The organism is Aquimarina algiphila (assembly GCF_007489275.1).
Classification (GTDB): Bacteria; Bacteroidota; Bacteroidia; order Flavobacteriales; family Flavobacteriaceae; genus Aquimarina; species Aquimarina algiphila.
In genome coordinates this window covers 26,450-52,011 of the sequence record NZ_VLNR01000021.1, presented here as the reverse complement: position 1 = coordinate 52,011, position 25,562 = coordinate 26,450, and the positions used below count along the sequence as shown (strand labels likewise).

General features: G+C 33.3%; 22 protein-coding genes. 10 read left to right on the top strand and 12 right to left on the bottom strand.

Going from position 1 to position 25,562, the window contains the following annotated elements; all coding sequences use genetic code 11:
* Positions 1 to 29 precede the first annotated feature (29 nt).
* From FOF46_RS11710 to FOF46_RS11700, 3 genes are read left to right on the top strand one after another with little or no spacing between them, the layout of a single operon-like run.
* A complete protein-coding gene (locus FOF46_RS11710; protein WP_109438121.1) occupies positions 30 to 1,052 on the top strand; it encodes a DHH family phosphoesterase in 1,023 nt (340 codons plus the stop codon).
* Complete coding sequence (gene gldI, locus FOF46_RS11705; protein WP_109438120.1) at positions 1,049 to 1,600, top strand: gliding motility-associated peptidyl-prolyl isomerase GldI; 552 nt, start codon at positions 1,049 to 1,051, stop codon at positions 1,598 to 1,600. Before FOF46_RS11710 ends, gldI begins: the two co-directional genes overlap by 4 nt.
* A 12-nt stretch (positions 1,601 to 1,612) precedes the next feature.
* Positions 1,613 to 2,749: a peptidylprolyl isomerase gene (locus FOF46_RS11700; protein WP_109438119.1), complete on the top strand. Its 1,137-nt coding sequence runs from the start codon at positions 1,613 to 1,615 to the stop codon at positions 2,747 to 2,749.
* Positions 2,750 to 2,833: 84 nt separating this feature from the next.
* Here the strand turns inward: FOF46_RS11700 and FOF46_RS11695 are convergent, their stop codons facing one another.
* Complete coding sequence (locus FOF46_RS11695; protein ID WP_143916575.1) at positions 2,834 to 4,294, bottom strand: aminoacyl-histidine dipeptidase; 1,461 nt, start codon at positions 4,292 to 4,294, stop codon at positions 2,834 to 2,836.
* A gap of 133 nt (positions 4,295 to 4,427) precedes the next feature.
* Between FOF46_RS11695 and FOF46_RS11690 the strand changes: the two genes are divergently transcribed.
* Positions 4,428 to 5,492, top strand: coding sequence for a DUF3810 domain-containing protein (locus FOF46_RS11690; RefSeq protein ID WP_143916574.1), 1,065 nt, complete (start codon positions 4,428 to 4,430; stop codon positions 5,490 to 5,492).
* A 2-nt stretch (positions 5,493 to 5,494) separates the two neighbouring features.
* On the opposite strand, the gene FOF46_RS11685 is transcribed toward FOF46_RS11690, so the two are convergent.
* On the bottom strand, positions 5,495 to 6,193 hold the full coding sequence (locus FOF46_RS11685) for a hypothetical protein (protein ID WP_109438116.1): 699 nt from the start codon (positions 6,191 to 6,193) through the stop codon (positions 5,495 to 5,497).
* Between the two features lie 152 nt (positions 6,194 to 6,345).
* Between FOF46_RS11685 and FOF46_RS11680 the strand changes: the two genes are divergently transcribed.
* Both FOF46_RS11680 and FOF46_RS11675 read left to right on the top strand, forming a co-directional pair.
* Positions 6,346 to 9,333, top strand: a complete 2,988-nt coding sequence (locus FOF46_RS11680) for an amidohydrolase family protein (protein WP_143916573.1) — start codon at positions 6,346 to 6,348, stop codon at positions 9,331 to 9,333.
* Between the two features lie 50 nt (positions 9,334 to 9,383).
* A complete protein-coding gene (locus FOF46_RS11675; RefSeq protein WP_143916572.1) occupies positions 9,384 to 10,679 on the top strand; it encodes an amidohydrolase family protein in 1,296 nt (431 codons plus the stop codon).
* Between the two features lie 77 nt (positions 10,680 to 10,756).
* Here the strand turns inward: FOF46_RS11675 and FOF46_RS11670 are convergent, their stop codons facing one another.
* The 9 genes from FOF46_RS11670 to tgt form a co-directional block, all read right to left on the bottom strand.
* Entirely contained in the window at positions 10,757 to 11,878 is a 1,122-nt protein-coding gene (locus FOF46_RS11670; RefSeq protein ID WP_143916571.1) for a pyridoxal-phosphate-dependent aminotransferase family protein, read from the bottom strand.
* 292 nt (positions 11,879 to 12,170) lie between these two features.
* The gene (locus FOF46_RS11665) at positions 12,171 to 12,983 is read right to left on the bottom strand and encodes a hypothetical protein (RefSeq protein ID WP_143916570.1); all 813 of its coding nucleotides are present in this window, start codon (positions 12,981 to 12,983) and stop codon (positions 12,171 to 12,173) included.
* An 81-nt stretch (positions 12,984 to 13,064) separates the two neighbouring features.
* The gene (locus FOF46_RS11660) at positions 13,065 to 14,048 is read right to left on the bottom strand and encodes a DKNYY domain-containing protein (protein ID WP_167571809.1); all 984 of its coding nucleotides are present in this window, start codon (positions 14,046 to 14,048) and stop codon (positions 13,065 to 13,067) included.
* Positions 14,049 to 14,172: 124 nt separating this feature from the next.
* Positions 14,173 to 15,357, bottom strand: a complete 1,185-nt coding sequence (locus FOF46_RS11655; protein ID WP_109438270.1) for an asparagine synthetase B — start codon at positions 15,355 to 15,357, stop codon at positions 14,173 to 14,175.
* Positions 15,358 to 15,475: 118 nt separating this feature from the next.
* Positions 15,476 to 17,020 carry a replicative DNA helicase gene (dnaB, locus tag FOF46_RS11650; RefSeq protein ID WP_109438110.1) on the bottom strand — a complete coding sequence of 515 codons (1,545 nt, stop codon included), beginning with the start codon at positions 17,018 to 17,020 and terminating at the stop codon, positions 15,476 to 15,478.
* 168 nt (positions 17,021 to 17,188) lie between these two features.
* On the bottom strand, positions 17,189 to 18,142 hold the full coding sequence (locus FOF46_RS11645) for an acetyl-CoA carboxylase carboxyltransferase subunit alpha (RefSeq protein WP_109438109.1): 954 nt from the start codon (positions 18,140 to 18,142) through the stop codon (positions 17,189 to 17,191).
* A 52-nt stretch (positions 18,143 to 18,194) separates the two neighbouring features.
* Positions 18,195 to 19,127: a DMT family transporter gene (locus FOF46_RS11640; protein ID WP_143916568.1), complete on the bottom strand. Its 933-nt coding sequence runs from the start codon at positions 19,125 to 19,127 to the stop codon at positions 18,195 to 18,197.
* Positions 19,114 to 20,184, bottom strand: coding sequence for an LptF/LptG family permease (locus FOF46_RS11635; protein ID WP_109438107.1), 1,071 nt, complete (start codon positions 20,182 to 20,184; stop codon positions 19,114 to 19,116). The genes FOF46_RS11640 and FOF46_RS11635 overlap by 14 nt, the downstream gene beginning before the upstream one ends.
* 1 nt (position 20,185) lies before the next feature.
* Entirely contained in the window at positions 20,186 to 21,316 is a 1,131-nt protein-coding gene (gene tgt, locus FOF46_RS11630) for a tRNA guanosine(34) transglycosylase Tgt (RefSeq protein WP_143916567.1), read from the bottom strand.
* A gap of 176 nt (positions 21,317 to 21,492) precedes the next feature.
* Here tgt and FOF46_RS11625 point away from each other — a divergent pair, with 176 nt between their 5' ends.
* From FOF46_RS11625 to FOF46_RS11615, 3 genes are all read left to right on the top strand, one after another.
* The gene (locus FOF46_RS11625; RefSeq protein ID WP_143916566.1) at positions 21,493 to 22,338 is read left to right on the top strand and encodes a transketolase; all 846 of its coding nucleotides are present in this window, start codon (positions 21,493 to 21,495) and stop codon (positions 22,336 to 22,338) included.
* 21 nt (positions 22,339 to 22,359) lie between these two features.
* The gene (locus FOF46_RS11620) at positions 22,360 to 23,313 is read left to right on the top strand and encodes a transketolase family protein (RefSeq protein WP_109438104.1); all 954 of its coding nucleotides are present in this window, start codon (positions 22,360 to 22,362) and stop codon (positions 23,311 to 23,313) included.
* 164 nt (positions 23,314 to 23,477) lie between these two features.
* Positions 23,478 to 24,065, top strand: a complete 588-nt coding sequence (locus FOF46_RS11615; protein ID WP_109438103.1) for a porin family protein — start codon at positions 23,478 to 23,480, stop codon at positions 24,063 to 24,065.
* A gap of 43 nt (positions 24,066 to 24,108) precedes the next feature.
* Here the strand turns inward: FOF46_RS11615 and FOF46_RS11610 are convergent, their stop codons facing one another.
* Positions 24,109 to 25,071, bottom strand: coding sequence for an FKBP-type peptidyl-prolyl cis-trans isomerase (locus tag FOF46_RS11610; RefSeq protein WP_143916565.1), 963 nt, complete (start codon positions 25,069 to 25,071; stop codon positions 24,109 to 24,111).
* 90 nt (positions 25,072 to 25,161) lie between these two features.
* On the opposite strand from FOF46_RS11610, the gene FOF46_RS11605 reads away from it, so the two are divergent.
* The gene (locus FOF46_RS11605; RefSeq protein WP_143916564.1) at positions 25,162 to 25,557 is read left to right on the top strand and encodes an RNA-binding S4 domain-containing protein; all 396 of its coding nucleotides are present in this window, start codon (positions 25,162 to 25,164) and stop codon (positions 25,555 to 25,557) included.
* The last annotated feature ends 5 nt before the right edge of the window (positions 25,558 to 25,562 follow it).

Here is a 25,562-nt window from a genome sequence, read left to right as displayed (position 1 = left end):
AATATTATTTATTGTATCTTCGCTGACCTATGAATACTAATGAAATAATCGAAATAAAAGGATTATTATCCTCTTCAAAAAAAATTGTTATTGTAACTCATAAAAATCCAGATGGTGATGCTGTTGGTTCTAGTTTAGGCTTATATCATTATCTTACTGCATTAGAAAGTAATCATAACGTTACTGTTATTACTCCTAATGATTATCCGGATTTTTTAAAATGGATTCCAGGACAAGATACAATTCTTAAATACGATAGTGAAACTAAAAAAGCTATATCAAAAATTGAGGAAGCTGATCTTATTTTCACTTTAGATTTTAATCACTTATCCAGGAGTGGTGACATGGAAAATGTTTTGGCTAAAACTAAAACCACTTTTATCATGATCGATCATCATCAACAACCCGATACTTACGCGGCATATACCTATAGTGATACAGGGATGAGTTCTACCTGTCAAATGATTTATCACTTTATAGAAAAACTTGATGATTTAGATCGTATTACTCCAGAAATTGCAACTTGCATTTATGTTGGAATAATGACAGATACGGGATCTTTTAGATTTAGATCAACAACGAGTATCACGCACAAGGTAATTGCAAATTTGATTGATCATGGTGCTGATAACACTGGTATTCATGAAAGTATCTACGATATGAATACTTTATCCAGGATTCAATTACAAGGTGTTGCTTTAAACAATTTAAAAGTTATTCCAGAATACAAAACTGCTTATATCACTTTATCTCAAAAAGAATTAGATGATCATCATTTCAAAAAAGGAGATACCGAAGGTTTTGTCAATTTAGGACTCTCTATAAAAGATATTAAGTTTGCCTTAATTTTTATTGAAAACAAAGGAGAAGGAATCATTAAAATTTCTTTACGTTCTAAAGGAGATTTTTCTGTAAATGAATTCTCAAGAAGTCATTTTGAAGGAGGGGGTCATCATAATGCTGCCGGTGGAAGAAGTAATCTTTCATTATCTGATACTGTTGAGAAATTTATTAGTATCTTACCTGCTTATAAAAACGTCCTAAATCAATGAGGTTAGTACTTCACATACTTTGTCTTGTCTTCTTCTTATCATCTTGTAAAACACCTGAAGCCAGGAGACCTATAAATATTAAATCAGGGTCTTTCATAGATGAATCTATAAGTCGTAATAAAGAACTTGCAGCTAAGGAAGAAGCTCGAATTCAAAAAATAATTAATAACGACTCTGCCCATAATTATCTGGCATCACAAACCGGTTTCTGGTATTTTTACACTAAAAAAGACACTATATCAGGTACAACTCCAAAATTTGGGGATATAGTTACATTTAATTATAATGTAACAGATTTAAACGGCAATGTAATTTACACACAACAAGAATTAGATACTATAACATATCGTATTGATAAAGAAGAACTTTTTCTTGGTTTAAGAGAAGGTTTAAAACTCATGAAACAAGGAGAAATGGTTACTTTTCTTTTCCCTTCTTATCAAGCTTATGGATATTATGGTGATGATAATAAGATTGGCACAAATATTCCGTTAATAACAGAAGTAACACTTAACACAATTACAAAAGAATCAACAACAGAAAATTAATTACCAACAAAAATGAAAAGATTAAATTTATTATTCCTAGCCATTATTGCAATAACACTTAATAGCTGTAATGAAAAATACCCAGATCTACAAGATGGAATTTATGCAGAAATTATAACCAATCAAGGAACTACGGTAGCAAAATTATATCATGATGTTACTCCTATGACGGTTGCAAACTTTGTGTCTTTGGCAGAAGGTACTAACACTATGGTCGATAGCACTTATAAAGGAAAAAAATATTACAATGGAATTATATTTCATAGAGTAATCAAGGATTTTATGATCCAAACTGGAGATCCTTTAGGTACTGGTACTGGTGGTCCTGGATACAAATTCCCTGATGAAATCGTAGATTCACTTTCTCACAAATCAAAAGGAATTCTATCTATGGCAAACTCTGGTCCGGGAACAAACGGAAGTCAGTTTTTTATCACATTAAAAGAAACTCCATGGTTAAACGGAAAACATACTGTTTTTGGTGAAATTGTACTAGGTCAAGAAATTGTTGATAGTATAGGTATTACTAAGACCGCAGCAGGAGACAAACCAGTAGAAGAACTAAAAATGATAGAAGTTAATATTATCCGTAAAGGTTCAGACGCAAAGGCATTTGATACAGATTCTGCATTTACTGATAAATTAAAAGCTCTTGAAGAAGAAAAAGCTGAAAAAGAAAGATTAGCAAAAGAACGTGGCGAAGCTATTGCTGCAAAATTTGTTGAGCTAAAAGCTAAAGCTACAAAATTAGAAAGCGGTTTAGAAATTCATTTTATAAACCAAGGAGATGGTGAACAACCAAAATCAGATGATACCGTTGGTGTAAACTACGCTGGTTTTTTTACAGATGGAAGAATTTTTGATACTAATATTGCAGAGACAGCTAAAGAATTAGGTGTATATAACGAACAGAGAGCAGCAGATCCTAGAGGATATGCTCCTATTCCAGTACCATACTCACCAGATGCTCAAATGATCCCTGGTTTTAAAGAAGGAGTTCAAAAAATGAAAGTAGGAGACAAAGCTGTACTTTTTATCCCCTCTCACCTTGCATATGGAGAAAGAGGAGCAAGAACAATTCCACCAAACACTGATTTGATATTCGAACTAGAAATTATGAATATCCAAGGTAAAGAAGAAGCTAAATAAAAAATAGTTACAGAAGAAATATAAAAAAAAGCGTCCTGATCAGGACGCTTTTTTAGTAACTAAAAGAACGATTACTTTTATTATCTATTGCAACGGAATATTTGCTAAAATTTCTTTAACAAACTTCCAATATTTCTGAACAGAAGAAATGCTTGCTCTTTCGTCTGGAGAATGTGCTCCTAAAATTGTCGGACCAAAAGATATCATATCCATATTTGGGTAATTTTGCCCCAAAATACCACATTCTAAACCAGCGTGACAAGCAGCTACATGCGCTTTTTCTCCGTTTAATTTTTGATATAATTCATCTAATACTTTTAGAATTGATGAATTCATATTAGGTGCCCAACCAGGATAATCACCACCAGTAATTACTTCACACCCTATCAATTCAAAAGTTGCTCTTAATTTATTAACCAAATCTTGTTTAGAGGATTCTACGCTACTTCGGGTTAGGCATTCAATAGTCACTTCTCCATTTCCTATAGTAACTTTTGATATATTGTTAGAGGTTTCTACTAAATCCGAAATCGACGCACTCATCTTATACACTCCATTATGCGCTGCATATAACGCTTTTAACATTCCTTCTTGTACTCCTAATTCCATTACTTTTTCTGGCAGATTAGTTTCCTTAATCTCTATACTAAGATTTGGATCCACTGTACTAAGTTCATTCTTAATTGTTTTTATCAATTCATTGAGCTCAAACTCAAAAGCTTCAGCTTGAACAGTATCAACAACTATATTGGCAAAACTCTCTCTAGGTATAGCGTTACGCAAACTTCCTCCTTTGATTTCACTGATTTGTAGTCCGAAATTTTCAAAACCATCAAACAATAGTCTATTCATTATTCTATTGGCATTTCCCAATCCTTTATGAATATCCATTCCAGAATGACCACCATTAAGCCCTGTAACCGAAATGACATATGCTTTTTTACCTTGTTCTATAGGTTCTTCTCTATAGGTTCTTTTGGCAGTTACATCTATTCCACCAGCACAGCCTACTCCGATTTCATCATCTTCTTCTGTATCCAGATTTAAAAGTATATCCCCTTGTAACCATCCGCCTTCTAACCCCATAGCCCCTGTCATACCAGTTTCTTCATCAATAGTAAAAAGTGCTTCAAGAGCAGGATGAGCAATATCTGTTGCTTCAAGAATTGCCATAATTGTTGCTACTCCTAATCCATTATCAGCACCAAGTGTTGTTCCGTTGGCACGTACCCAATCTCCGTCAACATACATTTCTATTCCTTGAGTATCAAAATCGAAATCAGTATCTGCATTCTTTTGATGCACCATATCCAAATGTGATTGCATTACCACAGTCTTACGATTCTCAAGCCCTGCTGTAGCTGGTTTCTTTATAAGGACATTGCCAACTTTATCAACTTCGGTTATCAATCCTAAAGATGCTCCAAAATCTTTCATAAACGCGATTACACGCTCTTCTTTTTTTGAAGGTCTTGGTACTTCATTAAGATCTGCAAATTTATTCCAAAGTCTTTTGGGTTCTAAGGCTCTTATTTCTGAATTCATATGTGTATTATATTTAGAATTGCGAAATTCTTAATTTAAAATTAAGAATCAAAGTTTCATGAGTTAAACTAATTGATACTAAAAAACTCTTAATTCGTTATCCTAAATTCAGAATTGTAAATATATTTACCCAATGCAATCTAAAACAAAGCTATATCTCACGATATTACTGCCAATTCAGGTCATTCTGGTTAAAGTACTCTCTTTTTTCCCTGATGTTATCGAACAATTTTACAGTAATGGAATTTTTATTTATACTTCTAAAATTCTACGGTATGTATTTGGCTGGATTCCGTTTTCTTTTGGAGATATAGTCTATTGTATTTTGATTGTATTGTTAATTCGATTTTTATTCAAAAAGGTATTTAGAAAAAAAATAATTTGGAAAGAAGTCCTATTCGATATTGGAGCTACCTTATCTATCGTTTATGCTAGTTTTCATATCCTATGGGGTATGAATTATTATCGACTGCCATTACATGAAATACTAAAAATTGATGATCAATATACCGAAGTGGAACTTATTAAGGTTTCTGAGAAATTGATTTCACAAGCTAATTCTCTACATTTAGAATTAGAACCCAACGACTCTTTGCCAATACGAATCCCATATACCAAAGACGAAGTTTTTCAAAAAACAGTCCCTGCCTATGATCAACTTAATACCATATTCCCTACATTAAAGTATCACCCTAAGAGTATTAAAACATCACTTTTAAGTCTTCCTCTTACCTACATGGGCTTTAGTGGATACCTAAATCCGATTACTAATGAAGCACAAATAAATGGATTAATTCTTAACTATAAAGCTCCAACAACAAGTTGTCATGAGCAAGCTCACCAATTGGGGTTTGCAAAAGAAAATGAAGCTAACTTTATAGCCGCCTTAACCACAATAAACTATGATGATTCTTATTTTAATTATAGCGGAGTTACATTTGCTTTAAAGTTTTGCTTAAATGACCTCTATCTTCGTAACGAAGAAAAAGCCATTTGTCTTATTGAAAAATTACGTCCGGGAATTCGAAAAAATTATCTAGAGGTAAATCAATTTTGGGAATCCTACGAAAATCCTCTTGAACCTATCTTTAAAAGTACTTATGACAGTTATCTAAAAGCTAACGATCAACCTGATGGATTAGACACGTACAGCTATGTAGTAGCCTTATTAGTTAATTATTACAAGACCAAATTATAAAACTACAACGTATTATAGTAGTCTATAATTTTAATCAAATCTTCCTTTTTTTTAAAACTTAATTTTTTTGAAGAAGCAAATTTTTCTATTTCAGTTTTTTTATCTTTTAAGACAGCTAAAACCTCCTTCTTTTTAAGTTTTATCTTTGTTAAATCTCCGCTTTTATCTTTTATATAATATTTGTAGTCTTCATAAAAATTTGCCGGAATACTTCCTCCTAAACCAGAATGTGGTTGAGCTGCCCTTTTAATCTTTTTCCTCGCCTTTAAAATCAACGACACATTTTTACCGTTCTGAAAATCAATAAAATAGCTTTTTTTTCGGGCATCAACATCATCATTTAAAGTTTTATAAATGTACTCATCAAAAACTACTTTTACATTTTTTTTAGGTAAAAGAGCTGATACTTTATTACCTTCCATAACTTCTATTTCATCATGAAAACCATTATACCTTACTGGATATTCTCCGATTACTACATCATCAACAAATATATTTGCTACTCTGTAATCTTCTTCATAATACTTATTACCATTAATGGATTCTTCAGAGACAGTATTTTTTAATGCTGTTCTTACAAATTGATTCAATAGTATTTTATTAGTTGTTTGATTAAATTCAACAGGTGAGCTTGCAGGTGTTTGTTGTGCATTCATTAAAATACAAAAAAAAGCCGCTAGAATAAAAAGATAATTTTTCATGATGGATATGTTTATGTGGTAATTTAGTCAATAAAAAAATAAATAGATATCAAAGAGTATACCTACAACTGTTAAATAAACCTTAATTAACAAACTCCTTTTGATTCAACTATTATCTTTAAAACCGATTCAATACACTTTACGCAACTCTCATGAAAAAACTTCTATTATCACTTGCAATAGCATGTGGAATATTAAATTCTCATTCTCAAGATTATTTTCCTAAAAATGATGGAGTTAATACCACAGATTCTAATTACACCGTATTTAAAAATGCGATTATTCACACTACACCTGATACAGAAATCAAAAATGGAATTCTGATTATCCAAAAAGGAAAGATTGTACAGGTAGGTAATTCCTTATCCATTCCCACTAACAGTGTTGTTATTGACCTAAAAGGAAAACATATTTACGCTTCTTTCATTGATCCTTTTACCAACTTTGGTATCGAAAAACCAAAACGCAAAGGGGGTAGTCCATTTAGAGGAAATCCACAATATGAAGCTTCTAGAGAAGGATATTATTGGAATGACCATATACGTCCCGAAACTAATGCTCTAACTCTTTTTAAGTATGACACAAAAAAAGCTACCGAATTCATAAAAGAAGGATTTGGTGTTGTAAATACACATATGCCAGATGGTATAGTGAGAGGAACTGGATTATTAGTAGCATTAAACAATCAAGGAACAGAAGGAGAACGTCTATTAAGTGATCGATCAGCTCAATTTTTATCATTTTCTAAAAGCAATAAAAGCAAGCAAATGTATCCCACTTCTCTAATGGGTAGTATGGCTTTACTTAGACAAATGTATTATGATGCTGATTGGTATGCAGGTGGTAATGCTAATAACAAAGATTTATCATTAGAGGCATTAAACAGAAATAAAAACCTTCCTCAAATTTTTGACGTCGGAAGCAGAATTAATGGTTTTAGAGCAGATAAAGTTGGTGATCAGTTTAATATACAATATATATTAGTGGGTGGTGGAGATGAATATGCTCGTATAGATAAAGTAAAAGCTACTAATGCAAAATATATCATTCCACTTGATTTTCCAGAAGCATATGATGTATCTGACCCTTTCATGGCTAATTTGGTTAGTTTGGGTGATATGCGTCATTGGAATCAAGCTCCAACTAATCCATATGTTTTATCTAAAAACGGAATTACATTTTCTTTGACAACACATAAGTTAAAGAAGATAGCTGATCTAGAAACCAGAATAGTAAAGGCAATTGAACATGGTTTGGATAAAAAAACTGCCATTGCCGCTTTAACCACCATTCCCGCTGAAATCTTAGGAAAAAGTAATCTTTTGGGAAGTATTAAAAAAGGAGCGTATGCCAACTTTTTAATTTCAAAAGATGAGTTGTTTTCAAAGGATAATATTATATATGAAAACTGGATACAGGGTCATAAAAATATTATTAATGACATGAATATTACTGATATTAACGGAAAATATGAATTATCAGTTTCTGGAAAAACATATGATTTATCGATTTCGGGAAAAACCTCTTCTCCTAAAGCTGAATTAAAGCTTGGAGAAACTAAATTAGGGACTAAAATCAATTATAAAAATGATTGGGTAACTATAACATTTACTGATCCAGACACCACAAAAACCCAATATACCAGAATCATTTCAAAAATCGGAGACAACTCAAATTTCTGGAGTGGAAAAACTATACTTCCTAATGGAGCACAAACTTCTTTTTCGGTTAAAAAGAAAACAGAAGATACTGCAGGTACAAAAGATGTTAAAAAAGATGCTAAGAAAAAAGATGCTCCCGAAGTTCTACCGGTGGTATATCCTAATATAGCTTATGGTAACACTCAATTACCAAAACCTGAAACTATACTATTTAAAAATGCTACGGTATGGACTAATGAGATAGAAGGGATCATGCAAACTACAGATGTTCTCATCAAGAATGGTAAAATCTCAGCGATAGGTAAAAATCTAAATTCTGGAAATGCTAGAGTAATTGATGCTACAGGAAAGCATCTTACTGCTGGTATTATCGATGAACATTCTCATATTGCTGCTGCTGCAATTAATGAAGCAGGGCATAACTCTTCTGCTGAGGTTACCATAGAAGATGTTGTTGACCCTGATGATATCAACATTTACAGAAATCTTGCCGGTGGGGTAACTTCTATTCAGATACTTCATGGTTCTGCAAACCCTATTGGTGGACGTTCTGCCATTATAAAGTTAAAATGGGGTGAAGATGCAAATCATCTAATTTACACTAATGCTCCTAAGTTTATCAAATTTGCTTTAGGTGAAAATGTTAAACAAAGTAACTGGCAAAGTTTTAGCCGTTTTCCCCAGTCAAGAATGGGAGTTGAGCAGTTATATGTTGATTACTTTTCTAGAGCAAAAGAATATGAAAAACTAAAGAAAAGTGGGGTTCCCTATCGTAAGGATACAGAAATGGAGACTATGGTAGAAATTCTTAATAGCGAACGTTTTATTAGTTGTCATTCTTATGTACAAAGTGAGATCAACATGCTAATGAAAGTTGCTGAAAAGTTTAACTTTAAAATTAACACATTCACTCATATTCTTGAAGGATATAAAGTTGCAGATAAAATGGCTGCTCATGGTGTAGGTGGATCTACTTTTTCTGATTGGTGGGCATACAAATATGAAGTTAATGATGCAATACCATATAACGCTGCTATTATGCACAAACAAGGTGTGGTAACTGCCATTAACAGTGATGATGGTGAAATGTCTCGTCGTCTTAATCAAGAAGCTGCAAAATCTGTAAAATATGGTGGAGTTAGCGAAGAAGATGCCTTAAAATTTGTGACTTTAAATCCAGCAAAGCTATTACACATAGACGATAGAGTAGGTAGTATTAAAGTAGGTAAAGACGCTGATTTAGTATTATGGACCGATCATCCTCTTTCTATATATGCTAAAGCGGAAAAAACTATAATTGAAGGAGCAATTTATTTTGATCTTGAAAAAGATAAAGCTATGAGACAATCTATTACAAAAGAAAAGAACAAGCTTTCTACGATGATGATAAAAGCAAAAAACAGTGGGCTTAAAACACAGCCTGCCAAGAAAAAGGAAAAACAAAATTTTGAATGTGAAACCTTGGAGACTATTAACTAAATAAAACATTTATCAGACCGAGCTTGCCAAAGTCTATAATCATAAAAAACATGAAAAATATAATTGCCATAATAGTACTCTGTCTCATCTCATACGGAAAGATAAGTGCTCAGCAAATACCTGCAAAAAATCAAAAAACCGCCATTACTATTACTGGAGCCACTGCTCATATCGGTAATGGAGAAGTGATCCAAAACAGTATAATTATTTTTGAAAATGGAAAGATTACCGCAGTTGGCTCATCAGGAAGTTCTGCTTCAAAAGGGACCGTGATTGATGCTTCTGGAAAACATGTTTATCCCGGTTTTATAGCCCCTAACTCTACTTTAGGGCTAGTAGAAATAAGTGCTGTTCGCGCAACAGATGATGATAGTGAAATTGGAAATTACAACCCTCACATTCGCAGTATCATTGCTTATAATGCTGAAAGCAAAATTGTAGAAAGCATGAGACCAAATGGTGTTTTAATAGCTCAGGTAACCCCAAGAGGAGGTAGAATTACAGGAACATCATCGATTGTACAACTAGATGCATGGAATTGGGAAGATGCTGCTATCAAAATTGATGATGGGATTCATATCAATTGGCCAAATACATTTACAAGAGGACGTTGGTGGCTTGGTGAAGACCCTGGGTTTAAAGCAAACAAAAAATACGAAAAACAAGTAACCCAGTTAGTAGATTTTGTTCAGCAAGCTAAAGCCTCGATACAATCTAATAAGGAAACAATAAACCTCCCTCATCATGCAATGAAAGGTCTTTTTGATGGCACTAAAACGTTATTTATGCATGTAGAAACAGAAAAAGGTATTCTAGATGTCATTTCCTTTGCAAAGAATAACAAAATCAAAAAACTAGTTTTAGTAGGAGCATATGAAGGGCATAAAGTAGCTTCACAATTAAAACAGAATAATATTTCTGTACTTAGCACCAGAGCTCATAGTGTTCCTGCTATGGAAGATGATGATTATGATCAACCATATAAAAATGCAAAATTACTTATGGATGCTGGTGTATTAGTTGCAATACAAAATAGTGGCCAGATGGAACGTGCCAATGCTCGAAATTTACCTTTTCAAGCTGGAACTGTTGCCGCACATGGATTAGACAAAGAAAAAGCGCTACAACTCATTACTGGTAATAGTGCAAAAATCCTTGGCATTGATGACATTGCAGGAACCCTAGAAGTGGGTAAAGACGCTACCCTATTTATTAGCAAAGGCGACGCGTTAGATATGCGCACTAATCAATTAGAAAAAGCATTTATTCAAGGACGTGATATTAGTTTAGAAAGTCATCATACCAAACTTTGGAAACGATATAGTAAGAAATACAATTCTAAGTAACAACTTTTTTAAGTAAATCTAAGAAGATCAAAACAATACACCCGTAGTTTTTTAAACTACGGGGTGTATTTTAAATTTTAAGCATTAAATTCTTTCATATCTTCAAGAGCGCTGATCAACATATTGACGTGATTAAAGGTACAACTCTCTCCCATAATACCAATTCTCCATATTTTTCCGGAAAAAGCACCTAACCCACCTCCTACTTCAATATTATAATCATTCAATAATATAGAACGTATTACGTTTTCATCATTTCCATCAGGTAAGAATACAGAATTAAGGTTTGGCAGCCTATATTGTTCTTCTACCAAATATCTAAAGCCTAATTTTTCTAATTTAGTTTTTAGCACTTCATGAACCCGCTGATGCCTTTTCCATCTGTTTTCCAAACCTTCTTCTAAAACGATACGTAAAGATTCTCTCAGAGCATATATAGATGAAACCGGCGCTGTATGATGATAAGCCCGTTTTTCACCACCCCAGTAGTTCTTAACTAAACTAAGATCTAAAAACCAGCTTTGCACCTTAGTTTTCCTATTTTCCAGTACCTTAACCGCTCTATCAGAAAAACTAACCGGGGATAACCCTGGAGGAGCACTAAGACATTTTTGTGTTCCTGTATATATTGCGTCAATACCCCAATCATCAACTCTTAGTTCTACACCACAATACGAAGTCACTGCATCAACCATTAATAAACCTCCTGCATTATGAATCAGGTCACTAATTTCTTTAATCGGCTGTAAGGCACCTGTTGATGTTTCTGCATGCACAAGAGCTAACAATTTTGGTTTTGGACACTTGTCTAATACTTTCCTAATGTCTTCTGGTGATATTACGGTTCCCCAAGCTACTTCGACTTTATGTACAATTGCTCCACATCGTTCTGCAATATCAGCCATCCTACCACCAAAAACCCCATTAATGCATATGATAACATCATCACCTGGTTCTAATAAATTCACCAAACAAGTTTCCATCCCTGCGCTTCCGGGAGCTGAGACCACAAAAGATAAATGATTCTTTGTTATAAACGTATCCTGCACCATTGTTTTTACCTCATCCATAATAGTCACGAACTGTGGATCTAAATGTCCTATTAAAGGAGTTGACATTGCTTTAAGTACTCTTGGATGCGCATCAGAAGGTCCTGGACCCATCAAAATTCTATTACTTGTGTTAAGTTCGCTATACATGATTTAGATTTTTACTTGTTATCAACTATATCGTTTTCGTAATCAAAATTGAATAAAGGATATAAAGTTAGCTAATTCTATAAACCCAAAATTTTGAAATGCACTTGATTTTAGTGAAAATCATATTGAAGAATACTAATCTTATATTTTGGCAATAAAAAGTTAGATGTATTTTGTATAATTCTTAAAAAAGGCATGGAATTTTTATCAAAAAAAGTCAGCTTCTTTGTTTAAAAAAGATGAACCCGTTACTATAGTAACGGGTTCATCTTTTTTAAAATAATTTTTTATTTTATAATGTTTTACTTTCTTCTACAATAGGTTTTTTAAATAATGAGGGAGAAGGCTTTTCTTTGCTTGCGTTAGCATTTGCAAAATTTCTTTCACTCCTTACCTCTCCTGCTACACCGTTCTCAAATACTCTCCACTTAAGAGTTTTAGGCAACAATAGCCCGTTTACATCATTCCAATCAGAGTATTCAATTAAATTGATTTTCTCACTTTTTTCTTTACTAAAAAAAGTAACTGTGTATCCCAAAAACTTCATTTTTTTAGATGCTTCATCATAATACACAAAATAATTATCTTTAGGAGAATCTCCAATACCATCACCATATGATATTTTGTACCCGGGATATGAAACATCCTCTACTTTAAGATCTTCTATTTTTTCATAAGAAATACCATCATCTCCTAACACAAAGGGCATGGCATAAAAATAGAACATTAGGTTATGATAAAAACGAGGGTTTCCTTTGAAGGATGTAGAATCTTCTTGTTCTAACCAAGCTTCATTTCCATCAAACCCTAAAGCAAATTTATCAGTTTCGATACGGGCATGACGTGTTTTAAGGTCAGTAGTATGTTTTTCGTTTCCTTCTGGCTTTACCATTTCAAAAATTAGAGTATTCATTTGGTCAAAAGCTTGAATACCTCCATGGGCTGTAAAGACAGCAGCTATATCTTCAGGAAAATTACCTGATCGATCTGGAATAGTTTCTTCTTTTACTGGTTCTGAAACAACAGTTTCTTGTTCTGTTTTTACTTCCTGCTTACAGGATACAAAAGCAACAATTAAAAGTAATAGTGGGATTAGTTTTTTCATAATTAAACTGTATGATATGAGTTAATTTTAGGAGGTGTAGTCGTATTAACAACTTAACCTTACAATAAATATCATCAGTTTTTATTTCTTTACAACTTCTCCTGCTTTGTAAGTATTATTTTTATCAGAAAAAGTATACTTTATATCATTATATTTAAATGTTTTTGAATCTGCACCCGGTATCACCTTCCCATTAAAAAAAACATATTTCACATCTTTAGCATATCCATAACCAATTTCTTCAAAAGAAAAAGCATCTGCTGCTTCTAAAATAACTCCTTCATAATAAATTTTGTCATCTACTTTAATAAAAGCATGATCTTCAAAAAACTTAATCGTTTCGACATCTTTAAAAGGAATATTAATAACCTCATCAACTTCTTCATAATTTCTTCTACCTATATGTATATAAATATACTTATCATCTCGAATACAAGAATTGGTCAACGCTACGACTTCGGAGAGGTTTACTTCCTTTATTATACGTAGCGGTTTTTGATACCAATAAAAATAGACCCCATTATTATCTTTACAAAACTCGTCGTTAATCACTTCAAAAGATTCGTGATTTACTTCTTTAATTTTTTCATTATTTCTGAATACAAAATTTTTATCCTTTGCAAAATTATAATTTAATTGTACATATGTATTTGGATCTGCATCTTCTAGGATCTTAAAACCTTCCCTAGAATCGTCTAAATAATAGAGATCATCTACAAGAACATAAACATGATTTTTATCCAGAGGAACATACCCTTCTTTTACATTAAATGAAGGCACATCTATTTGAAAATTAATTGCTCTAGACTTAAAATAAGCATATTGCTGATCTTTTGCATAATCCCTTCCCAGAACCTTAAAAGTAGAAAGATCAACATCCATTTCATGTTTTCCAAGAGAAAACCAATTTCCCATTGGACTATATATTATATGCTCTTTATCCCTAGAATAAAAATAGGAGTCTGATACTTCTTCATTAACCAATTCACCAAATGGGTTAAAAAATCTATAAATTCCATATCCAACCAATGAAATAATAATTACAAATATTACTGCTAATGTCATTAATACTTTTTTTATCATAACTTTTTTCATCAATATTATGAACCAAAAACAAAGCTATAAAAAGCAATACATAAGTTTATCCCAATAAACAGTGAAATTATATATAAGTGAAGTACTTTGAGGCTTAGGTTTTTTGCTTTTTCTTTTTTGCAGCAGGAAAGAGTACATTATTTAAAATCAATCGATACCCTGGAGAATTAGGGTGCAACTCCAGTTCTGTTTTCGGATCTCCCACCCTATGTGTATAATCCTCGGGATCATGTCCTCCATAAAATGTAAAAAAACCTTTTCCTTTGATTCCGTGTATATAACGAGCTTCTGAATTTGTCTTATTTTCACCCAATACCAGAACATTGGATTTAATCTCATTTGGATTATAAGCCGTAGTTTGCCCCATAAAACCTTTTACTAGGGCTGTATGATTTTGGCAAAGCATTGTTGGGATTGGGTCCCATTTTGCAGAAAAATCCATGAGAGTGAAATAATCTGTGGTTTTAGAGATACGACGATTTCTGGTCATATCAATAGAAGAAAACTCATATACATTCGGGCTGCGTTCTAATGTAAAGTTTTTAAATGCAAACGTTTTATTATAGTCAATTTTAGACTGATATCCGGGTTCACTAGGATCTCCATCAAACATAGGCTCACAAATATCTACTCCTTCTGCTGCCAAAGCAATCTCAAAACTATCAGTAGCACTACACATTGCAAACATAAATCCTCCTCCAACAACGTAGTCTCTAATTTTTAAAGCTACCGCTAGTTTTTCTTGTGATACCTTTGGATATCCCAAATCCAAAGCTAGTTTCTCTGCTGCAGCTTTTTCTCTAATATACCAGGGTGCAGCTCTATAAGAAGCATAAAATTTACCATATTGCCCTGTAAAGTCCTCATGATGCAGATGCAACCAGTCATATAATATTAGATTATCTTCTAGAACTTCTTTATCGTATATCGTTTCATAAGGAATTTCAGCAAACGTTAACACCATAGTTACAGCATCATCCCATGGCTGATTTCCCTTTGGAGAATACACAGCTATCTTAGGTGCTTTTTCTAATACTACAGCTTCCATATTCTGAGAAGGACTACTAATTTCTTCAAGAATCTCTTCTGTTTCTCCATCGCTAAGTACCTCATAAGAGATTCCTCGGATAGTACATTCTTTTCTTATATTTTCGGTATCAGGCAAGAGAAAAGAACCACCTCTATAATTTAACAACCATTTTACTTTCAGATCTTTACTTAAAGTCCAATAGGTAATCCCATAAGCTTTTAGATGATTTTGCTGGCTTTCTGCATCCATTGGTATCAATACATAAGAAGCATAGGATTGAAATGTAAATAGAAATAAAAATAATAAAACAACAAAAGATTGCATCCTTCTTTTAATCATAAAAGTAGATCTCTGAGTCGCAAATATTTTAAAAAGGTACTTCATCATCATCATTAGAATCATTTATGCTACTCCCAAAAGCTTCATCTGCACTAGGAAGATTACCTGTTTTAAAAGGTTCTTCTTCCCCACCATCATTCATCTTAGAATGAAATTCGAAAGGAGTACTAAAGTCATCTAAGTTATCAAATTTACCTAAGTGACCAATAAATTTTAACCTAATATTTTCTAAACCACCATTACGGTGTTTTGCAACAATGAACTCTCCTTGCCCTTGAGTAGGTGATCTTTCTTCATCATCCCACTCATCAATTTTGTAATATTCTGGTCTAAAAATAAAAGCAACAATATCTGCATCCTGTTCTATTGCTCCAGATTCACGCAGGTCACTAAGTAGTGGTCGTTTGCTCCCTCCACGAGTTTCTACTGCACGTGATAGCTGAGATAAGGCTATTACGGGAATATTTAATTCTTTTGCCAAAGCTTTCAAGTTACGAGAAATTGTAGAAATCTCTTGTTCCCTGTTTCCATTCTTACCGCTTCCTCCAGCTGTCATTAGTTGAAGGTAGTCAATTACAATCATTCTAATACCATGTTGCGATGCCAGACGTCGCGCCTTAGCTCTAAGATCAAAAATTGATAAAGAAGGCGTATCATCAATAAACAAAGGAGCCTTTTCTAAATCTTTGACTTTTACGTTAAGTTGCTCCCACTCATGTTTTTCTAATTTACCCGTACGTAGTTTTTCTGAAGAAAGTCCTGTTTCTGAAGAGATCAAACGTGTAATCAATTGTACTGAAGACATCTCTAAAGAGAAAAAAGCTACAGGAATATTACTTCCTACGGCCATATTTCTAGCCATCGATAAGGTTAAAGCGGTTTTACCCATACCTGGACGAGCAGCTACAATAATTAAATCACTTGGTTGCCAACCCGAAGTTAATTTATCAAGCTTATCGAATCCAGAAGGAACTCCACTCATTCCTTCTTTGTTTGATATCTCTTGTATTTTTTTCTTTGCTTGTATTACAAGATTTTGAGCACTTTCTGTAGATCGTTTTATGTTTCCTTGTGTGACTTCATATAATCTGGATTCTGCCATATCCAAAAGATCAAAAACGTCTGTAGTTTCATCATATGATTCTTCTATAATCTCATTTGAAATTTTAATCAAACTACGTTGAATATATTTCTGGAGAATAATACGAGCATGAAACTCTATATGGGCAGAAGATGCTACTTTTTGAGTTAATTGTATTAAATAATAGTCTCCTCCTGCCAGTTCTAGCTTTGAGTCTTTTTTTAATTGGGTAGAAACCGTTAATAAGTCGATTGGCTCAGAGTTTTCGAAGAGTTTAAATATAGCCTCGAATATGTATTGATGCGCTTCTCGATAAAAAACATCTGGATTAAGAATATCAATAATTTCATCAACCCCTTTTTTATCAATCATCATTGCTCCAAGCACAACTTCCTCTAAATCAACTGCTTGAGGAGGTATTTTTCCTTTCTCCAGCGATATTACGTTCCCCCGACCGTAATTTATTTGCTGAGCTTGCTGTACTTTTTCCATGACTACGAATGTAAAAAAATTGTAAAGAGATGTACCTACATATAAAGATACGAATGTTCACCGGTCTTCAACAAAAGAACTGTTAATAAGTTTATATTATTGTTAATAAGCATAAAAAAATCTGAAGCTTACAACTTCAGATTTATGTAGTAAGTGATTCTTTAAGGGTTAATCTTTAAAGACTCCCATATTCGCATATTTTTCCATACGATTTTCGACCAATACTTCTGGTGATAAGTTTTTTAATTCTTCAAAAGATGATAGAATTTTATCTCGTACTGTTTTGAAGGTAGTTTCCCGATCGCTATGAGCTCCTCCTAATGGTTCTTTAACGATTTCATCCACCACTTTCAGTTTAACACTATCTTTTGCAGTAAGTTTTAGTGCTTCTGCAGCTTGTTCTTTTTGGTCCCAGCTTCTCCATAAAATAGAAGAACAATTTTCTGGTGAAATAACAGAATACCATGCATTCTCAAGCATTAGTACTTTATCACCTACTCCTATTCCTAATGCTCCTCCACTTGCTCCTTCACCAATAATAATTACAATTACAGGAACTTTAAGCCTAGTCATTTCTAATATATTGCGAGCAATAGCTTCTCCTTGTCCACGTTCTTCTGCTTCTAATCCAGGATAAGCTCCTGGTGTGTCAATAAAACTAACTACAGGGATATTAAATTTCTCTGCACTTTTCATTAAACGGAGTGCCTTGCGATATCCTTCTGGATTTGCCATTCCAAAATTACGATACTGTCTTGTTTTTGTATTATAGCCTTTTTGCTGACCAATAAACATAAAACTTTGGTTTCCTATTTTTCCTAAACCTCCAATCATCGCTTTATCATCACGAACAGTTCGATCTCCATGCAATTCTAAGAAAGATTCTCCACAAATTGCATCAATATAATCCAAGGTATAAGGTCTAGAAGGATGTCTAGATAATTGAACCCTTTGCCATGGAGTAAGGTTCTTATATATTTCTTTTTTGGTTTCTTTCAGTTTTTTTTCAATCTGCTTACAGGTGTCTGTTACATCAACTTCACTCTCTTCACCTATGGCGCAAGCCTTCTCGAATTGTTCTTCAAGCTCTTTAATGGGGAGTTCAAATTCTAAATATTCCATAACTAAGAATATAATTTATATTAACTAGGGTTAGCGGACAAATATAAAAACTTTACTTCGTAATGTTACCTAAAGTTGTCTGTCTTTTTCTTTTTTTAGCATTTTTGAATATTCCATTCAAAACAACTGTAGACAAAATAATGATTGCTCCGTAGTAAAACTGGGGGTTCATCTTTTCTGTTTCACCAAAAATTAAAAATGCTAATAGTATACCATAAACAGGTTCTAAGTTGATTGTTAACATTACCGTATAAGGACTTAAATACTTCATTACCTGCACAGAACCTATAAAAGCATATGCTGTACAAACAGATGCCAGTATCAACATATACACCCAATCAGAAGTAGATAGTTGAAAAAAAGAAACTGTAAAACCTTCTGTAGGTGTTCCAAAAATTGTTAATCCCAATAAATAAAGTGTAATTACCCCTACACCACTTAATAACTCATAAAAAGAAATCATTGAAGGATTATATTGTTGGGCTATTTTTCCATTCATTAAGGAGAAAACAGAAGATAAAAATGCAGAACACAATGCGTATATGATTCCTAAAAGATAATCCCCTTCTACTTGAAAAATAATATACAAACCTGTAATTACAAGTACTCCAAAAAGTACTTCATACCAAATCACTTTTCTCTTATAAAAGATTGGCTCTAGGATTGATGTAAAGAACGCACCTGTAGATAGCATTGCTAAAGTAATAGAAACATTAGAAACCTTGATTGCTGCAAAAAAGGTAATCCAGTGTAACGCAATAACAATACCAGCAAAAAAAAGGATAAAAAACAATTTCCTTGAGATGGTTAACGATATTTTCTTAAAGTAGATGTACCCAAGAATAAATCCAGATGCTAATAACATTCTATACCAAACTAGTGGCAATGCTTCAATTGATATTAACTCGCCAAGTATTGCGGTAAATCCCCAAACAAATACTATAAAATGTAAATGCAGATAATTTTTAAATTTAGCGTTTGGCATTGTATAATAAATATATAGCTAAAATTCCGAAGGATATATTGGGAAACCAGACCGCTACAATAGGTGGAAAATCAGACTGATTAGCAAGGGTCCCCAAAACTTTATCAAAAAATATAAAAACAAAAGCCAAAGAAATACCTACAGCAAGGTTCACCCCCATACCTCCTCTTCTTTTCATAGATGAAACTGCTACTCCAATAATGGTTAGGATAAATGCTGATATCGGCAAACTCCATCTTTTATATGCAACTACCTTATATCTATTAATGTCAGAAGATCCTCTTTTACTTTCTTTCTCTATAAACTTACTAAGTTCTGCATAATTAAGAGTTTCAGCTACGTAAGAGACGGATGTAAATTCATCAATATTAAAAGGTAAGACTGTATCTTTTGTTTTACCTTTCTCGATAATATCTCTATCTTTTAAAACTCTTCGTTTTACATAATTTTGTAATTCATAAATACTGTCTTTAAATGTAATTTTTTTGGCAGATATCTTTGTTGTTAATGTATTACCGCTAAAATATTCTATAGTAAAGTTAGTCGCAGATTTATCTAAAGGTTTAAAATTATTGGCATATAGAAAGACACTATCATTAAGTTGACGATATATGTTCTTAGTATCCTGTACTTTTCGTCCTTTCTTAAGATAAGAATATTTAAATTCATTAAACCCTTTACTAGCTCTTGGTGCTAGAAATAATCCCATAACCAATGCACCTAGACAAATGAGAACAGCTCCAATCATATAAGGGCGAAGAAACCTCCAGAAAGAAACCCCTGAACTCAAAAAAGCAATAATTTCGGTTTTATTTGCCAGCTTAGATGTAAACCAAATTACAGATAGAAATACAAAAAGTGGAAATAATAAATTGGCAAAATAGACTGTAAAATCAAGATAATACCCAACTATAGCATTAAAAGGAACACTATGTTCTAGCATGTTATCTATTTTTTCAGAAAGATCTACTATAATTCCTATCGGAATAAACAACAGAATCATTGTAAAAAATGTACCTAAATACCTTTTAAGTATGTACCAATCTAATATCTTCAATCTATAATCTTTTATCCATTTGTTTAACCATCATATTTTTCCAGGAATTAAAATCCCCAGCTAATATATGTTTTCTTGCCTCTCTAACCAACCATAAATAAAAGCCTAAATTATGTATGGTTGCAATCTGTTTCCCTAACAATTCATTTACAGAGAATAGATGTCTTAGATAAGCTTTTGAATACTCTGTGTCTACAAAGGTGATTCCCATCTCATCAATTGCAGAAAAATCATCTTCCCATTTTTTATTTTTTATGTTAATAGTACCATGTGCCGCAAATAACATTCCATTTCGCGCATTACGCGTAGGCATAACGCAATCAAACATATCTACCCCCAAAGCAATATTTTCTAATATGTTAATAGGCGTACCCACTCCCATAAGATACCTTGGTTTATCTTCTGGTAAAATATTAGTGACAACCTCTGTCATTGCATACATTTCTTCAGCTGGTTCTCCTACAGATAATCCTCCTATTGCATTACCCACAGCTCCTGCATTTGCAATATACTCTGCAGATTGTTCTCTTAGATCTTTATATGTACTTCCTTGCACAATCGGAAAAAAAGCTTGATCATACCCATACTTAACCGGAATTTTTTCTAAATGTTGCATACAACGATCCAACCACCTATGAGTCATATGCATACTTCTTTTTGCATATCTATAGTCACAAGGGTACGGAGTACACTCATCGAAAGCCATAATAATATCTGCTCCAATTGTACGTTGAATCTCCATTACATTTTCTGGAGTAAAAACATGATAAGAGCCATCTATATGCGATTTAAACTTTACGCCTTCTTCTTTTATCTTACGATTAGCTGACAAAGAATACACCTGATATCCACCACTATCTGTAAGAATATTTCTATCCCAATTCATGAACTTATGCAGTCCTCCTGCTTTTTCCAAAATTGGTGTTTGAGGTCTTAAATATAAATGATATGTATTTCCTAATATAATATCAGGGTTAATATCATTTTTCAACTCTCTTTGGTGTACTCCTTTTACAGTAGCTACAGTACCAACCGGCATAAAAATTGGAGTTTCGATAATACCGTGATCTGTGGTTATTTTTCCTGCTCTCGCTTTACTTTGAGAGTCTTTGGACAAAAGGTCAAATTGCATAATTCCTATTTGGTAGAGCGCAAAGATAACTAACTAAAATCACTTTGATAAACTTAGGTTTTCGAAAACTTTTCGTTATTAACAATAGTTTCTTAATTAAAAGCGCTGTATACATTTTGTCACCGTATACAAAACCTGTATTTTTGGGCTTTTATTATCAAGAAATCAGCATTATAATGCCAAAAACAAAACAATTAGAGGATTTTGCAACACAGGTTCGCAGAGACATTTTAAGACAAGTACACAAAGTCAATTCTGGTCATCCAGGTGGTTCTTTAGGTTGTACAGAATTTTTTGTCGCCCTTTTTCAAGAGGTTTTAGAACGAAAAGACGATTTTGACATGGATGGTATAGGTGAAGATATTTTCTTCCTATCTAATGGTCATATTTCACCTGTGTACTACAGCGTATTGGCAAGAAGCGGATACTTTCCTGTAGAAGAACTTAACACTTTCAGGCTAATCAACAGCAGATTACAAGGACACCCTACTACACATGAGGGACTTCCTGGTATCAGAATTGCTTCTGGATCATTAGGACAGGGAATGTCTGTCGCTCTGGGAGCAGCACAAGCCAAGAAACTAAACAATGATCCTCATCTTGTATATAGCCTTCATGGTGATGGAGAGCTTCAAGAAGGTCAAAATTGGGAAGCTATTATGTATGCCGCTGGAAAAAAAGTAGATAATATTATTGCTACTATTGATCTTAATGGTCAGCAAATTGATGGATCTACCGATGATGTACTTGCTATGGGAAGTCTAAAAGGTAAATTTGAAGCTTTTGGATGGGACGTTTTGGAAGTAAAAGATGGTAATAATATCAACGCTGTAATTGAAGGACTTCAGGAAGCTAAGAGCAGAACAGGAAAAGGGAAACCAGTTTGTGTATTATTACACACTATAATGGGTAATGGAGTTGATTTTATGATGCATACTCATGCATGGCATGGTAAAGCTCCTAATGACGAGCAATTAGCAATTGGATTAGAGCAAAACCCTGAAACATTAGGTGACTATTAAATTACCCAAATTAAAAACAAAATGAAAAAATATATAGATACAGGAAAAAAGGATACACGTTCTGGTTTTGGAGCCGGTTTGGAAGAATTGGGAAAAACTAATGAAAATGTAGTAGCCTTATGTGCTGATTTGATTGGTTCTTTAAAAATGGATGCTTTTATTGCAAATCATCCTGAGCGTTTTTTCCAGATAGGTATTGCTGAAGCAAATATGATGGGAATTGCAGCCGGATTAACCATAGGAGGTAAAATTCCTTTTACAGGAACATTTGCAAATTTTTCGACTGGTCGTGTTTATGATCAAATACGTCAATCTATCGCATATAGTGGTAAAAATGTAAAGATTTGTGCTTCTCATGCTGGATTAACTTTAGGAGAAGATGGTGCTACACACCAAATCCTTGAAGATATAGGTCTTATGAAAATGCTTCCTGGGATGACTGTAATCAACACATGTGATTATAACCAAACAAAAGCAGCTACAATTGCCATAGCAGATCATCAAGGTCCTGTTTACTTGCGTTTTGGTAGACCAAAAGTAGCTAATTTTACTGCGGAAGATCAAAAATTCGAAATCGGAAAAGCCGTTCTATTACAAGAAGGTACTGATGTTACTATTGTGGCGACTGGTCACTTGGTTTGGGAAGCATTACAAGCCGCTGAATCATTATCAGAGCAAGGAATAAGTGCAGAAGTTATTAATATACACACGATAAAGCCATTAGATGACGAAGCAATCTTAAATTCTGTAAAGAAAACAGGTTGTGTTGTTACTGCAGAAGAACATAATTTCTTGGGAGGTTTAGGAGAAAGTGTTTCTAGAGTTCTAACTAAAAATCATCCTACTCCACAAGAATTCATTGCTACTAATGATACTTTTGGAGAAAGTGGAACACCTGCACAACTTATGGAAAAATATGGTTTAAACGCTGAAGCCATCGTTAAAGCTTCTCAAAAAGCAATACAAAGAAAATAATACTTATAAAATAAAGCATATTTAAGAAAACCTTCTGATTTATTTCAGAAGGTTTTTTGTTTTTAGAAAGAATAAAAAGGTATTCTAATCGTTTTATAAACACTAGCCATTACACCAAAATCACTCAAATTATTTATTAATCTTTAAAGTAAAATTATTTTACAATGAAAAATGTATTTGTATTTTTTTTGTTATTTATCTCTTGCTCTCTTTTTGCTCAGGAGAAAAAAATAACTTTTGGAGTAAAGGCTGGTCTTAATTATGGAGACAATGGTAAAATCGAAGTTGCAGATGTAACCAGTGTTCGGGCAGACGATCGAGTCGGCTACCATCTAGGTGTATTTTTGAGAGGAAAATTAACTGACAATATTTATCTTAAACCAGAATTACAATACACTGTAAACAATAGTACATATACTAATGTTGGAGGAACCGATCTTGATTATAATATCAAAAAACTAGACTTGCCTATTCTTCTGGGAATTTCTGTTTTAGGACCCATACATGTCTTTGGAGGACCTTCTTTGCAATATATAGTAGAAAACGACCTGGAAGACGTAAGGCTTGGTGATGTCAAAAACGAGTTTACCGTTGGCCTACAATTTGGAGCCGGTTTACAATTAGGGAGTTTTAATGCAGACATTAGATATGAGAGAGGGTTAAGTAAAAACCGAGCAGAATCTATAGATGATGGAATTAGAGTAGATTCTAGACCTAATCAATTTATAATAGGCGTCTCTCTGGATTTATAATAGCCAACAAAAAAACTCCGGTACATATACCGGAGTTTTTTTGTTAATTATTTTTCACATCTCTATCATCAGGGTCGAGATGATTACTCACTCCATCCCCATCATCATCATAAAATGTAATTTCATCTATTGTTATAATACCATCAGCATTACTATCCGTAACTGTAATTTCATCTCTGGTTAGTGTACCATCCCCATCATCATCGGTATCAAGATAATTTGGAGATACATCTCCGTCGGTATTATCATCTGCAACTATACGATCACCATCAAGATCTTCAAGATCAGAAGGAATTCCGTCTCTATCATGATCGGCTTGATTTACTTTATATAGTTGTATATTAAAGATCAAAGGTGAGTATGATGGGATTCCAGGCTGAGAAGTATTAAAATACCCAAGTCCAGAAGGAATAAATATCACCATATGTCCAAAACCGGTTGCTGATACTGTACCATCAGAATTCTCAACAAAATTTTCACTAAGAGTTCCCTTAAAATCTACTACAGCTTCCTTCCAACCCTCTATTAAATTAACCTGATTAAACCATACTGGTGTAACCGCACTATCGAATCCATTATCATCATCAAATAACAATTCACCCTTATAGGTTACCAAAGTAGAATCTGCAAAACTGGGTTGTTGCGGTCCTTCTCCTCTATTTAAATTTAGAATATAAAGATTATATTCTACATCATTACTAGTGATTTTCTTGGTAGTCAAAAGGTCAGAATCAAAAATTGCCGGCTCTCCACTATTAGCTCCTTCGATAGTATCTAATTTGACAATTTGATATTCTGGAGTAGTATCTCCATTTATAAACACATCTTCAACTTTATAAAAATGAGTTTTTAAATACTCCTGAAGCATTGCATCATCAGTAACTTGTTGCTCTGCTCTATCTCTAGCAGGAACAGCTGCTGCTGCTTCATCGTCATCATCACTTTTACAAGCATATAAAGATACCACAACCAACACAATGGCAAAAATATATTTTCTTACATTCATCTAATTACTTTTTTGAAGGCGCAAGATACGATTTTCTTGTACTTTTGCTTTACAATTATTTAATATAAAAACGCATTTTAATATTTTTTTATGCGAGTTGACAAATATTTATGGTGTATCAGATACTTTAAAACAAGAAGTATCGCAACAAAAGCATGTAAAGAAGGTAAAGTTAGGGTAAATGACACCCTTATTAAACCTTCCAGAGAAATTTATCCAATGGATAAAATTACCGTTCGCAAAAATCAAATCAACTATGAACTTGTTGTATTAGATACACCTGATAATCGAATTGGAGCAAAGCTCGTCGATATATACCGTAAAGACACCACTCCTAAGGAAGCGTTGCAAAAATTAGACCTTTTAAAGTATTCTAAAGATTATTATCGAAAAAAAGGAACTGGAAGGCCTACAAAAAAAGATAGACGAGATATCGATGATTGGTATATTGATGGTACGAATACTGCGAGTGAAGAAGAAGAATAGTTAAG